Source organism: Deinococcus gobiensis I-0, assembly GCF_000252445.1.
In the GTDB taxonomy this organism is placed as follows: domain Bacteria; phylum Deinococcota; class Deinococci; order Deinococcales; family Deinococcaceae; genus Deinococcus; species Deinococcus gobiensis.
This window is the reverse complement of sequence record NC_017790.1, coordinates 2,021,146-2,032,741: the sequence shown is the minus strand read 5'-3', so window position 1 is coordinate 2,032,741 and position 11,596 is coordinate 2,021,146. Positions and strand designations below refer to the sequence as shown.

The 11,596-nt window shown below is 64.6% G+C and carries 16 protein-coding genes; 4 read left to right on the top strand and 12 right to left on the bottom strand.

From position 1 onward, the window contains the following. Positions 1-42 precede the first annotated feature (42 nt). The 11 genes from DGO_RS23040 to DGO_RS21645 form a co-directional block, all read right to left on the bottom strand. A complete protein-coding gene (locus DGO_RS23040; protein WP_226991334.1) occupies positions 43-393 on the bottom strand; it encodes a VRR-NUC domain-containing protein in 351 nt (116 codons plus the stop codon). A 112-nt stretch (positions 394-505) separates the two neighbouring features. Continuing rightward, positions 506-1,807 (bottom strand): replicative DNA helicase, encoded by a 1,302-nt coding sequence (locus DGO_RS09530; protein WP_014685295.1) that lies wholly within the window; start codon positions 1,805-1,807, stop codon positions 506-508. Next, positions 1,804-2,880, bottom strand: a complete 1,077-nt coding sequence (locus DGO_RS23230) for a hypothetical protein (RefSeq protein WP_014685294.1) — start codon at positions 2,878-2,880, stop codon at positions 1,804-1,806. Before DGO_RS23230 ends, DGO_RS09530 begins: the two co-directional genes overlap by 4 nt. Then, positions 2,877-3,287: a hypothetical protein gene (locus tag DGO_RS09520; protein WP_014685293.1), complete on the bottom strand. Its 411-nt coding sequence runs from the start codon at positions 3,285-3,287 to the stop codon at positions 2,877-2,879. Before DGO_RS09520 ends, DGO_RS23230 begins: the two co-directional genes overlap by 4 nt. Before the next feature lie 62 nt (positions 3,288-3,349). Beyond that, complete coding sequence (locus DGO_RS09515) at positions 3,350-3,913, bottom strand: hypothetical protein (RefSeq protein WP_014685292.1); 564 nt, start codon at positions 3,911-3,913, stop codon at positions 3,350-3,352. 129 nt (positions 3,914-4,042) lie between these two features. Then, positions 4,043-4,744 (bottom strand): hypothetical protein, encoded by a 702-nt coding sequence (locus DGO_RS09510; RefSeq protein WP_014685291.1) that lies wholly within the window; start codon positions 4,742-4,744, stop codon positions 4,043-4,045. Further along, on the bottom strand, positions 4,734-4,940 hold the full coding sequence (locus DGO_RS09505) for a hypothetical protein (protein WP_014685290.1): 207 nt from the start codon (positions 4,938-4,940) through the stop codon (positions 4,734-4,736). Before DGO_RS09505 ends, DGO_RS09510 begins: the two co-directional genes overlap by 11 nt. Next, positions 4,940-5,149 carry a hypothetical protein gene (locus tag DGO_RS21655; protein ID WP_083847350.1) on the bottom strand — a complete coding sequence of 70 codons (210 nt, stop codon included), beginning with the start codon at positions 5,147-5,149 and terminating at the stop codon, positions 4,940-4,942. Before DGO_RS21655 ends, DGO_RS09505 begins: the two co-directional genes overlap by 1 nt. Further along, positions 5,149-5,940: a hypothetical protein gene (locus DGO_RS24035; protein WP_193352022.1), complete on the bottom strand. Its 792-nt coding sequence runs from the start codon at positions 5,938-5,940 to the stop codon at positions 5,149-5,151. Before DGO_RS24035 ends, DGO_RS21655 begins: the two co-directional genes overlap by 1 nt. Positions 5,941-5,996: 56 nt before the next feature. Further along, positions 5,997-6,218, bottom strand: a complete 222-nt coding sequence (locus DGO_RS09495) for a hypothetical protein (RefSeq protein ID WP_014685288.1) — start codon at positions 6,216-6,218, stop codon at positions 5,997-5,999. Positions 6,219-6,241: 23 nt separating this feature from the next. Continuing rightward, complete coding sequence (locus tag DGO_RS21645; RefSeq protein WP_083847260.1) at positions 6,242-6,484, bottom strand: helix-turn-helix transcriptional regulator; 243 nt, start codon at positions 6,482-6,484, stop codon at positions 6,242-6,244. A 98-nt stretch (positions 6,485-6,582) separates the two neighbouring features. Between DGO_RS21645 and DGO_RS09490 the strand changes: the two genes are divergently transcribed. The 4 genes from DGO_RS09490 (at position 6,583) to DGO_RS09480 (ending at position 10,499) form a co-directional block, all read left to right on the top strand. After that, positions 6,583-7,113, top strand: coding sequence for a helix-turn-helix domain-containing protein (locus tag DGO_RS09490; protein ID WP_043801858.1), 531 nt, complete (start codon positions 6,583-6,585; stop codon positions 7,111-7,113). Continuing rightward, on the top strand, positions 7,113-7,760 hold the full coding sequence (locus tag DGO_RS09485; protein WP_014685286.1) for an ImmA/IrrE family metallo-endopeptidase: 648 nt from the start codon (positions 7,113-7,115) through the stop codon (positions 7,758-7,760). Before DGO_RS09490 ends, DGO_RS09485 begins: the two co-directional genes overlap by 1 nt. 49 nt (positions 7,761-7,809) lie before the next feature. Next, complete coding sequence (locus DGO_RS23225; RefSeq protein WP_014685285.1) at positions 7,810-8,892, top strand: hypothetical protein; 1,083 nt, start codon at positions 7,810-7,812, stop codon at positions 8,890-8,892. A gap of 188 nt (positions 8,893-9,080) precedes the next feature. Next, positions 9,081-10,499 (top strand): recombinase family protein, encoded by a 1,419-nt coding sequence (locus tag DGO_RS09480; protein ID WP_014685284.1) that lies wholly within the window; start codon positions 9,081-9,083, stop codon positions 10,497-10,499. Positions 10,500-10,514: 15 nt separating this feature from the next. Here the strand turns inward: DGO_RS09480 and DGO_RS09475 are convergent, their stop codons facing one another. Beyond that, positions 10,515-11,492, bottom strand: coding sequence for a YifB family Mg chelatase-like AAA ATPase (locus DGO_RS09475; protein ID WP_014685283.1), 978 nt, complete (start codon positions 11,490-11,492; stop codon positions 10,515-10,517). Positions 11,493-11,596 lie beyond the last annotated feature (104 nt).

The window sequence follows — 11,596 nt, the reverse complement described above, 5'->3', positions numbered from 1 at the left end:
GCTTGAGTCTCCGGGCCTTTCCAGACAGTTCATGAGTCCGCCTCACCTCTGCCCCCTCAGCAGCGCGGCCACCCGGTTGCCCTCGGCGATCAGGGCAGCCGCGGCTCCGGCGTCCCGAATGATGCGAGGGGAGAGGCCATAGGTCACCAACTCGGCGTGCCGCTCCACCTGCGAGGGCTCGAGTGTGCCTGTCTCAGTCTTGACCTCGATCAGGGCGGCGAGGCACAGCGGCGTGCCCGGCAGCCGGCGGAACACGGTCAGGTCGGGGAACCCGGCGGGCAGGTGCCCGTGCTTCTGCCTCCGGGCCACCATGCCCGCCTCGGTCTTGATCGGGTACCAACCGGCGCGCAGGAAGGCCTCTCGAATGCCGTTTTCGATCTCATTTTCGGGCAAAGACGAGGGAAAAGAGAGGGAGGGAGAAGAGGCTGGGGCAGGCTTACGCCCGGGCTGCCCCTTGCCCTTCCTCACCGCCACGTGCCCCCCTTCGGGGCATTCTGGCAGGGCCTCACAGCGCGTCCTGCCAGAACTTGAACTTACGCATACTGGCCCACACCGTCACGTCTTTCGTGGCCCCGTTGCGGTTCTTCCGGACGAGCAGCTCGGCCGTGCCGGGGCTGTCGTTCTTGTCGTAATACTCCGGCCGGTGGATGAAGGTCACGGTGTCGGCGTCCTGCTCGAGTTCTCCGGAGTCGCGCAGGTCGGTGAGGTCTGGGCGGTTATCGGCGCGGCGCACCACGTCACGTGACAGCTGGGAGGCGAGGATCACGGGCACGCCCAGGCGCTTGGCCACCTCGCGCTTGAGGGTCTTGGCGATGTAGCCATAGACCTGATTCCGGTTGTCGGCGCGGGTGCGGGGCGCGTCGGCACTGATGTGGCTCAGCTGGTCGATCAGGACCAGGCCGAGCGGCGCAATGGCGTGCTGTCGCCAGCAGGCCGAGATGATGCCGTCGAGGGTGTGCTCTTCATCCACCAGCCAGTAGGGCCGGAAGCGCTCGAAGGCTTCCTCCTTGTTGCGCAGGCGCTGGGCCTCTTCCCTCGTCGGCTCACGGTCGTGGTCGATGGCGACGCCCGCCATGCGGCACAGGACGCGCATCTGCAAGGTTTCCGGACTGTCTTCCAGGGTGAACATCAGGGCGCGGGCGGGGCCCTTCGCGTCTCCCTGCGCGGCAGCCTGCGCGAGCTGGCCCATGAGCAGGCTCTTGCCCATCGAGGGGCGCGCGGCCAGGATGTTCAGCGTCCCCGGCTTCCAGCCGCCCAGCACCGAGTCCCAGCCCGGAATGCCGGTCGTCACGCCTCGGTAGGCGCGGGGGTTGAGCAGGCGCTCGAGGGCGGGGCCAACGTTGTCGGCGATGCTGCGGGTGCTGTCGCGCGGGGCCAGGCCGATCAGTTCGGTGAGCGAGGCCTGGGCACCCGTGATGGCGGCGAGGTGGTCCGCTTCCGGATCGGCGAGCGAGCGCTGCAGGTCCCCGCCCGCGTGCATGGCGCGGTCGCGGCGGTAGGCCCCCAGGATGACCTGGGCAGCGGCGGGCAGTTCCCGCAGGGGGGCGCTGTAGGCGGTCAGGCTGGGCAGATCGGCCACGCCGATGTAGGTGGGCCAGCCGACACGGCCCACGTGGGAGGCCAGGGCGGTGAGGCTGGGGTCACCCCCGGCGGCAGCGATATCGAGGATGGCGCTCCAGACGCCGCTGTGGTGGCGCAGGTGCTCCGGCTTGAGCGCGCGGATTTCGGGGATCTGGAGGGCGGCCGAATCGTTTAGGACCTGCCCGATGATGGCGAGCTCGAGCTGGTGGGGGTTCTCGTAGTTCATGCGGATCTCCTGACGCTGGGCGTGGTGGCGGTCCAGGGCACGTCGATGGATTCGGTGGCGTCCGCGCCGGTCTGAAGGGTCAGGGTCTGGGCATCCAGGTCCACGTCGAGCACTCGCCCGCTGCGGCCATCGCTCATCACCCGGACCTCGCCCACAACCGGCGGGGCGTCGGGGCTGCCCTCCTGCCCGGCGGCCTTGAGGTCGGCGGCGTACTGGCGCTGCAATTCCTGGGGCCAGGACTGACTGCGGTTGAGCAGGAACACGAAGCCGGCGCCGGGCACGCGGGCGGCCTTCACGGCGGGCCCGAGGCGGTAGGCGAGGCGCAGGAAGGCCTCGGAATATTCCGCGTGCCAGCGCGTCAGATCGTTCTGGTACCGCGACACGAAGTTGTACCCGGCGAGGCGATCAAAGAACTGGCGGGCCGCGGCGTCCGGCTCTGGGGCGGGGGGGGCGGCCGGAACAGGGGGGGGTGGGGTTGTGGGCCGGTCCGGCGCAGCTTCCAACGTCGCCGTGCCAGGGGTTTCCGAAGAGGGCAGCCCAGTCGATTCCGGGGTGCCGGGCAAGCCTTCAGCTGTCTGCTTTTGGCGTCCCTCGCCCCCTCCTGATTCCACCTGTAGAGGGAGGGAAGGTAGTACTTCTCTTCCTTCTCTTCTTTCAGGTGGATTCTCGTCACCGTTTTCGCCGTCCTGAGCGACGCTTTCAACATGAGAATTTGATGCGTTCGCCGGGGAGTTCGCCGTGTTCTGTGCCGGTGTCTTCGCCGGGGAAGCGGCCGGTGTCTGGGCCGGTGGGGTGGCCGGGGCGGCGACCGGCGCGAACTCCGGCGCGTAGTACCGCCCGGCCACGCATACCGCCAGCCCCAGGGTGACCAGGCGCTTGGCGGCCCGTTCGGTGTGGCGGGCGTCGCGGTCCCCGGTGGCCGTGATGAGCTCGCCCAGGCCTGCACCCTTCTGCCGCAGGTTGCCCCGGCACTGGAGGTGCAGGCGGATGGCCTCGCCCACGGGCAGCATGGCCATGAAGGCATTCAGCCAGGCGTTATCGAGGCGGGAGTGCCCGCCGGTGGGCAGGATCACGACAGCCCCCGCTGGTGCATGGCGGACAGGAAGACGTCTTGGCGCTCGAAGAGGTCCAGCGTCAGCAGGCGGCTCAGGCCGGTCAGGACTTGACCGCTGGGCAGGAAGAGCCAGCTGGGCATCAAGAGCAGCTCGTCGGGTTGCCCCTTCAGCAGGGGCGCGCGCAGCACCTTGCACCAGAGGTCCAGCTCGCGCTCGCCCTTGGGGTCCTGCACGGTCAGTTCCAGGCCGAGGGCGGCCGTCGGGTTGGTGTCAGCGAAGACGGGCGCGTAGGCCGCGTACAGGTCCGCCGGGGTCGCTGGGCACATCAGGTCCAGGGTGGGCGTGCCCTCCTCGGGCGGGTCCATGCGGCCCAGCAGGAAGAAGGGCCAGAGGCGGCCCAGTAGCGTGAGGGGAGAGTGGGTCATGGGGCGCTCCGGGCTGGGAAGGGCCGCGCGGGTAGGCGCGGCCGGACGGGGAGGGAGGTTGTTCAGGCCAGAGAGACGGGCAGGGGCTGACGCAAGCCGTCGAGCATCCCGCAGATCAGACCCTCGGCGAGACCGTCTTCGAGATAGGGCAGGGCATCCAGCAACTGGGCAGCCATGAGCCAACCTGCCCAGGTCCCAGCCGGGATCTCCACGCCCGCCTTCACGACCTGTTCCCGCCACAGGTGCACGGTGTCGGTCTGCAAAGCCAGGGGGTAGCTGGTCATGAGGTGCGTTGACAGGGCGCTGGAAGCCTCAAGCAGGCGCCCGGCGACCCAGGACTGGGCGGCAGAATAGGCTGCGTGGCCCCGGTTGTCGGAGGGGTAGAAGAAGGTCAGAAGGGCATAGAAGCCGGATCCGGCAGCCGTCAGGGCGTCCAGGGCCGCGCTGTGTGAATCGGGCAGGCGGGGGCCGGTACCTCGATCTGTCACGAAGTGGCTGATGGCACCCATGATGTCCTCGAGGCGATCAGTCGGGGCGATCTGGGCGGCAGCAAAGGCGAGGGCGTCATCAATGGCTGCGCGGTCAATGGTCATGCGGCCGAGGAACAAAGAGAAGTCACGTTTCATGGGTGGAACCTCTGGGGTGGCAAGGGGTCGCGCTTCGAACGCGACCCTCTGGGCGGGGTAGGGAATTCCCCTGTTTCAAACCGGGAAAAAGCGAGGTTGTCGGCAGAATCGACAACCTCGACCACACGCTCAGGCCGCCCCCTCCGGCAGATACTTCAGGTGGGCCGCCACGGTGGGCCACAGCTCGGGCGGGCAGCGGAAGCCGGCCTGGTACTTGTTCTCCATGTAGATCACGGCGCGCGTACCGCCCTCCAGCGTCAGGATCACGGCACCCACGCCCGGCATGACATGCACCTGCTCCTTGTCACCGGCGGTGAAGAAGGCTGTGCGTCCCAGGGGGCCGACGTCAGCGTGTCGACGCTCGATCAGGGGCAGCTCGGCGGGGTTGGCGATGATGCGCGCCGGATCAGGTTCGGGCGGCGCAGCGGCTTCGCGGTAGACCATGCCCAAGCGCCGCAGGTGGTTGAGGCGGTGACGATCCTGGTACTCGTCGTTCATGTCAGCGCCCGTGCAGTGCTTCACCACTTCGTCAATCTCTTCGAGGGGCATTCCTGCGGCTCGCCACTGGGCCACCCAGATGCCGATGATGGGAGAGAGGGCTTCAATCAGTTGCGCCTCGGCCAGTTCGTGGTGCAGCCGTTGCGTGGCGCAGGTCACGCACTCGTAATGCCCGGCATGATCGGGGATCAGGAAGGCCTGATCGGCGCCGCAGCCGTCGCACCAGCGAGTCGCAGCGCGCGGTGCCGAGCCCTTGGGGAAGGGGGCAGCCTTGCGGGCCTGGGGCGCGGGGCGGGCGGGGGCAGCGGCGGGCTGGGCAACGTCATTCAGCATGGGCGTCTCCTTCGGGGGCGAGGGGGCGGCGGAAGCTGAGCACGAAGCCCAGGAACCCGAGGAACATGCAGGCGGCGCAGGCCAGGAGCACGAGGCGCAGGGCGGCGTCCAGGGCATCAGCGCGGTAGAAGGGGGCCAGCAGCAGGGCGGTCGCGTAGGCGGCCAGGAACAGCAGGAGGGAGGGAAGGCGACCCATCACTCACCACCGCCGTACAGATCGGGGTTCTCGTCCTTGCAGAAGGTTCCGCCGCCGCAGCCATCTACCGTGCATCCGGGGCACTCCTGATTGCGGGGCAGGTCAATAGCCTCGGCCCCGCAGGTCCGGCACCAATCGTCGTAACGGTCGCGGCCGTGGCATTCGGGGCAGCGGGGGTCGCCGGGCCGCAGGCTCGGGTCGCAGGTCATCAGCGCCACGACTCCTTGCACAGGTCCGTGTTGGCGCACTCGGTCAGGCCACAACCCCGGCACACTTGGTCCTGACGGTCTAAGGCAGGCTTAGGGCGTCGCGTGCCCTTGGCGGCCTTGGCCTGGGCCAGCTCGGCGCGCAGCTGCTCGTTTTCCAGGGACTGCTTCCCGAGTTCCAGCAGCAACTGCTCCGCGATGCCTGCTAAGTCGCCCAGGGGGTTCGCGCACTCGTCCATCGTGGGAGTGGGACCGTAGCAGTTGAAATAGGCGCGGTCGCAGAGATTGTTGGCGCGCTCAACGATCCCCGCGATTTCCTCGACCGTGAAGGGCTCGAAACCCAGTTCCTCTTCGGTGGCGCGGCCGAGGTCGACCGGCAGGGGGGTCGTGGTCAACGCGACGGCGACCTGGGCCTGCTGCTGCTCGAGCTGTTGGTGGCGCTCCGGCGCGAACTTGCCCCCCTGGCGCTTTTGGCCCCGGGCCTGCTCCGAACGGCGGCGGCTCTCGTGGGCGCTCATGCTATTCGTGACCCGCACGTCGGCCGCCAGGACGCGGATGCTGCCCGGCTCGCGTGGCAGGGCCAGCGCGGCATGATGCGCGTCGATCAGTTCCTCACCATGGGTCACGTCGCGGCAGTAGCGCTTGAGGCCGGTCACGAAGTAGGGCGCGACTAGGCGGCGGCTCACATCGGAGAGATAGATCTCGAAGCCTCGGTAAGGGTGGGTCTCGCCGGGCTGGAGGTGCAAGACGCGCGGGGTGGGCTGTTGGGGTGCTACTGTGTTGGCAGTTTTCATAACGATCCTCCAAATCCCCCGCGATGGCCCTAGGAAGCTGCGGGGGATTTGTTGTGCTACCCGGCCTTCGGCGCGGCCTGCGGCTTGGGGGCGATGGACAACAGCGCCTTGAACAGAGCGGTCTTGCCCTCGGGGCTGTGGATGTCCACGCCGCTGCCAGTCGTAATGCTTCCCAGGTACAGCTCCGGCTGGGGGGCGCGCTTCTTCTTGGGCGAGGGGCCTGCTATCTTTTCCACGTTGTTGACCTCCATCAGGTCGTAGGCGGGACGCTCGGGCAAAGGGGTGTCCCTTTTCGTTTGGCTCAAGCAACCGCCACTGCTTCCTCGATGCCAGATGCTACACGTAGCAACATCTCGGCCGAGCAAGTGTAGAGGGTGGCCAGAGCCAACAGGTTGGGGCCGCTGGGTTTGACCAAATCGGCTTCCCAACGGCTTACTTCGGGTTGGCGCTTTTCGCTGCCCAGCACAGCCTCGGCAACCTGAAACTGATTCAGGTCGCGTGCTTTGCGCAGCTCGCGCAAGGTGCTGCCGAGAGTTTGAGGCATGGAGTCATGCTACACGTCGCATCTCAGATAATCAAGCTAGGTGCGACATGTGGTATTTGCCTCATGCTACACGCCGCATAACATGCTATAGATGACATATGACGTTGCACCCCCAAGCCTCCTACCGAGTCTTTCCTATGGCAGACGCGAGTAAATCGGTCGCGGAGCTGGCCGAAATGCTGAAGAGCTACATTGCTCGCAGCAAGAAAACCCAGCGCCAGATCGCGGAGGAGGCTGGTGTGCCTAGCCCTAGCTATCTGAGTCACATGGCAAACGGGCGTATCAACTGGGTGGAGAGTGATTACTTCAGGCCAATCGCCACCGCGCTGGGCCTGAAAACTCAGGAGATCGCGGAACTGAAGCCGGACCTCATTCTTACGGAACGCCCCCTCACTGATGCTGAGCGCCGCGGCTGGGTGCTTCCGGAAGAGGATGAAGAGCCGGAGATTCCCCTGGCCCTCCAAGTAGCCGCCGAGAAGTACGGGCACGGCGATAACGCGCCGCTCGCCGAGCGCCGGTGGCTGGTCGAGCTCGCAGATCTGGACTTCCGGGAAGAGCCGGAGACCCCCGAGGACTGGCTGGCCATCTACAGCCGACTGTCGAAGTTGATCGACCCCAAGGCGAACTAATGCTCGATCCGCTCATCGCTGACCTGCTGGCCTGTATCGAGGACACCCACGCGGCAACAGAGTATGAGCGTGACCCGATTCGGTTCTGTGAGCTGCAAAACATCGAGTATCGCCTCGGCCCGAGCAATCTCGCCCGCGTGGGGAGGTATGGCGGGCCGGACATCATTTGCGTCCAGAGTGCGCAGTTCGGGAGTCGGGACCTGTTCACGATCTCCCACGAGATCGCGCACATCATTGCCAAGCGCGAGGGGTACATCAAGCTGATCCGGCGCCATCACCTGGTGCGGGACATGAAGCGGCACATTGAGCTGCTGATGAACGAGGCCGGTGCGCGACTGCTGATGCCGGCGCCGGATCTGTACTCGGCGGCCATGACCTTCGGGGACAAGCCCGGGGCTATCCAGCACATCGCCGAGCTGAGTGGGGCCAGCCAGATGGCGGCCATGCGCCGCTGGGTGCGCCAGGACTTCAGTGAGGCGCGTGGGGCTTTCGAATTTGACCGCGGATATGTGGCAGATGCGGTGACTTACCGTGCCCGGTTGCCGTTCCGGAAGTGGGGGCGAGTGCCGGAGGTGGCACTTGAGCATCCGGAGTTGATGTTGCTCAGCATGGGCGGCGGGCGGGTGCTAGGAACAGTAACAGAATGATATGGATCTGCCTGTGTATTTCAAACATTATTTAAGTTAGGAGAAGTTTATGGCTAAAAAGTTGGCACCCGGAAAGAAAATAAAATCCAAAGATAGTAGAGCAAGATTATATGGATTGTATTTTGACGAGTCTGCCCGGCCGCTGCCCAATACTGATAGAAGCCAATACGTCTTTACTGCCGCTCTTCTAAATCAGAATCAGAAATTAATAATTGAAGAAAGATATTTGTCTCTGAGACAGGAGATGACTGAGTCATGCTTATCTTTAGCCCCCCATCTCTCTGAACACAGAAGCATTAGGGGTGGATTACTGGAAATACATGCAGTTGATATGTATCAAAGTAAGGGAATATATCGAGAAATTAATAAAATAAGCCCAGGATTTTGGCGGCAACAACATGAATGGATAGATAGGGCGCTCAAATATGCTTTTGAGAGCAATGTAATGTATTTTGCCTACCCTGCTGACACTGAATCGTATGTTTCAGCCACTGAAGAAATGATACAGTTTCTTATCTCGGACACTTCTCTGATTAAACACGAATCAGTTAGGGAAAAAATTCGACTTCTTGCTTCCAATCCTTATTTTATCTGCTTATCTCTAGTTCTGAGTCAGGTAGATAATTACTTGTCTAGGAGTGGATCTAAATCTGATGTATATTGTCATACAAATGAGGAAACATCTGGATTCTCCAGTGTTAAGAGCTTTGAAATCCTCCAACAGAGGAAACATCTGACATCCCTCCGTCAGCCCGTTTTTAGAACTTGTTCTGAGGAGCAAGCTATACAGGCGGCCGATGTTGCTGGCTATATATTACTTCAAGTGTCCTATTCGCAGAAATTCGGCACACCCTTAAAGCCCGAATTTTTACTTTGGTTTAGAAAATATGTTGCCCCAAAGTTGAAGCTCGATGAGCACTCTATGTCTCATGAGCACACAAGATTACTAGGTGCATTAGTGTTCGAAACGATTCTGGTGAGCGCTAGGGGGCCAGAAGACTTCCGTCAGAGTGTAGATATGATGCTACCTTTAGCTATCAACTATATGTTGAATGGCGGCAAACTGAACACCAGCGCACTATTGGCCGCAATGAACAAGCCCCCATCCGAAGATGGGGACCTGTATGGCTGAACCATATCCCGCGAGATGGCAAGTGTCAACATTGGACGCACACTGTGTACACGTGTGGCAAAATCAGAAAATTTCTTCTCTGGAACGCGGTTTGTGATAACCCCTTCCCCTAGTGTTCTATACGTCTGGATCTCTGGCCTGAACGGCGACACCGACGAGTGCTACAGCGTGGCTCTACTGAGGATTCCATGACCCCCCGCCCCACTGCCCTCTACCTGCGTGTCTCGACCCCTGGCCAGGTGGGCGAGGACAAGTTTGGCCTCGAAGTCCAGACGCGCGCGGCCGAGCACTACGCTGCAGCCCACAGCCTGCCCATTACGCAGGTCTACCAGGACGTCATCACCGGTACGCGCGCCACGCGCAAGGCCCTGGACCAGTTGCTCGACGAGGCCAGCCGGTACGAGGTCGTGCTGGTGAGCAGCGTCGACCGTCTGGCCCGGCGCACGGCCATCGCCTACGCGGTCCTCGAGGAACTGCTGGAGACCGGCGTGGAAGTCCACTCGGCCGACATGGGGATCATCGACCCGAAAGACGAGATGTCCAGCATGAACTTCGGGGTGCGGTCGGTCTTTGCGCAGGCCGAGCACATGCGGATTGCCAAGCGCCTGCGCGGTGGCATGTTGGCCAAGGTGCGCTCGGGTAAGCCCGTGGTGCCTCTGAACGGCTATGGGTGGAAGGACGGCCAGATCTTCGAGGAAGAGGCCCAGTGGGTCCGGCAGATGTACGGATGGGCCCGGGAGGGCTGGACGGCCCACGCCATTCTCACCGAGATGAACCGCTTGGGCGTGCCCCGCCGCACGGCGTCTCCCTGGTCCGACAGCACCGTGAAGTACATCCTGCGCAACCCGGTCTACAAGGGGCTTTACAGCTATGGCGGCGCGCGGCCCAGCAGGGGAGACGGGCGGGACCTCGTGACCTGTGAGGTCGAAGCGATCGTGCCGCCGGCGGAGTGGGAAGCGACCCAACGATCGATCAGCAGCCGGAAGAAAGGTGGGCGGCCGTTCAAGAGCAAGTCGGCGGACGAGTTTCCGCTGAAGAGTCGGCTACGGTGCGGCTTGTGTGGATCGACCATGACGGCCGTCAAGAACGTCCCGCAGGCGAAGGGGCTGGTGCCCCGGCAGGCACATCTCGCGTACTACTGCTACCGCGTCTACAAGCGGGCCGGCATGAGTCTGGAACTGTGCACGCACCGGCGGCACTACGGCGCCAAGAAGATCCATCCGTTCGTGCTCGAGCAGTTGCATGCCCTGCTGCTGGATGACCAGGCGCTGCTGGCCGCGCTGCCCAGCGAGCCGCCCAAGGCCCTGGATGTCCGGCCGGCGGTGGCCGCCATCGAGAAGCGGCTGAAGAACCTCAAGATGCTGGCCCTGGATGGCGTGATTCCGCCGGACGAGTACAAGGAGACCCGGGCAGAACTCGAGGGGCAGCGGCAGGCGCTGGAGGCGCCGCAGACCATCGCCTTTGTGCCGCCCAATCTGGTGGCCGCGCGGCAGAAGCTGGGCGAGGTGCTGGCTTCGGGGAACCTGACCGAGATTGCCCGGCGGCTGGACCTGCGCGTTGTGGTGCACCCGGATGGACGGCTGGACCTGCTGCTCAGTGCGCTTTAAGCGGGTCGGAGAGACTTAAACCGGACGGCCGATATCCATCGGTTGCCTCAAGGTTTCCAGCGCCTTGCGGCTGAACTCGGGGAACTCGTCCATGAACAGCAGGCCCCGGTGCGCGAGACTGACCTCGCCGGGCCGGGGCACACTGCCCCCGCCGATCAGTCCCGCGTCCGACACCGTATGGTGCGGCGCGCGGAAGGGCGCGTGGTGGCTGAGCTGTCCGCGCCGCGTGAGCAGCCCCGCCGCCGAGTGGATGCGCGTGACCTCCAGCGCCTCGGCCCGGGTCAGGGGCGGCAGCAGCCCCGGGGCGCGGCGGGCGAGCATCGTCTTGCCGCTGCCCGGTGATCCGATCAGCAGGAGGTTGTGCCCGCCCGCCAGCGCCACCTCCAGTGCCCGCCGTGCTCCGGCCTGTCCCTTGAGGTCCGCGAGATCGGGAAACTGGGCCGCGTCGTCCTGCGGCATGTCGGGGACATGGGGCGCGAGCGCGGCCTGCCCGCTCAGGTGCTCGGCGGCGGTCCGTAGCGTCGGGGCGCCGTAGACCTTCACGCCGTCGATCAGCGCCGCTTCCTGCGCGTTGCCCTGGGGCAGCAGGGCAGGAAGCCCGAGTTCGGCCGCCAGCAGCGACAGGTTCACCGCTCCCGCGACCGGCCGCAGCGAGCCGTCCAGGGCCAGTTCGCCCGCCGTCAGCACGCCGCCGAGTGCTTCGGCGGGCAACAGTCCCTGTGCGGCCAGCACCCCCAGCGCGATGGGGAGGTCGTACAGCGGCCCCTCCTTGCGCAGGTCGGCGGGCGCGAGGTTCACCGTGATGCGCGCGGCCGGAAAAGGCAGCCCGGCGTTGCGTACGGCCGCCCGTACCCGCTCGCGCGCCTCGCTCACGGCCTGGTCGGGCAGACCCACGATGGCGAAGGCGGGCAGACCCGGCGACACGTCCACCTCCACCTCGACCGGTACGGCGTCCACCCCGATCAGGGCCACGCTGCGGGCGCGGGCGAGCATTCAGGAAACCGCCTTGCAGACAGAAAAAAGCACGCCTCCCACTGTAGGAGGCGCGGCGCACAGGTCTCTTACCGACCGGGGGTTCAGTTCGGTCACTGCCGATT

Coding starts and splice junctions, on each gene's coding strand:
- DGO_RS23225 (WP_014685285.1), top strand. CDS start 7,810: ATGGCTAAAAAGTTGGCACCCGGAAAGAAAATAAAATCCAAAGATAGT.
- DGO_RS21645 (WP_083847260.1), bottom strand. CDS start 6,484: ATGCCTCAAACTCTCGGCAGCACCTTGCGCGAGCTGCGCAAAGCACGC.
- DGO_RS09490 (WP_043801858.1), top strand. CDS start 6,583: ATGACGTTGCACCCCCAAGCCTCCTACCGAGTCTTTCCTATGGCAGAC.
- DGO_RS09530 (WP_014685295.1), bottom strand. CDS start 1,807: ATGAACTACGAGAACCCCCACCAGCTCGAGCTCGCCATCATCGGGCAG.
- DGO_RS09475 (WP_014685283.1), bottom strand. CDS start 11,492: ATGCTCGCCCGCGCCCGCAGCGTGGCCCTGATCGGGGTGGACGCCGTA.
- DGO_RS21655 (WP_083847350.1), bottom strand. CDS start 5,149: ATGACCTGCGACCCGAGCCTGCGGCCCGGCGACCCCCGCTGCCCCGAA.
- DGO_RS24035 (WP_193352022.1), bottom strand. CDS start 5,940: ATGAAAACTGCCAACACAGTAGCACCCCAACAGCCCACCCCGCGCGTC.
- DGO_RS09505 (WP_014685290.1), bottom strand. CDS start 4,940: ATGGGTCGCCTTCCCTCCCTCCTGCTGTTCCTGGCCGCCTACGCGACC.
- DGO_RS09510 (WP_014685291.1), bottom strand. CDS start 4,744: ATGCTGAATGACGTTGCCCAGCCCGCCGCTGCCCCCGCCCGCCCCGCG.
- DGO_RS09485 (WP_014685286.1), top strand. CDS start 7,113: ATGCTCGATCCGCTCATCGCTGACCTGCTGGCCTGTATCGAGGACACC.
- DGO_RS09520 (WP_014685293.1), bottom strand. CDS start 3,287: ATGACCCACTCTCCCCTCACGCTACTGGGCCGCCTCTGGCCCTTCTTC.
- DGO_RS09480 (WP_014685284.1), top strand. CDS start 9,081: ATGACCCCCCGCCCCACTGCCCTCTACCTGCGTGTCTCGACCCCTGGC.
- DGO_RS09515 (WP_014685292.1), bottom strand. CDS start 3,913: ATGAAACGTGACTTCTCTTTGTTCCTCGGCCGCATGACCATTGACCGC.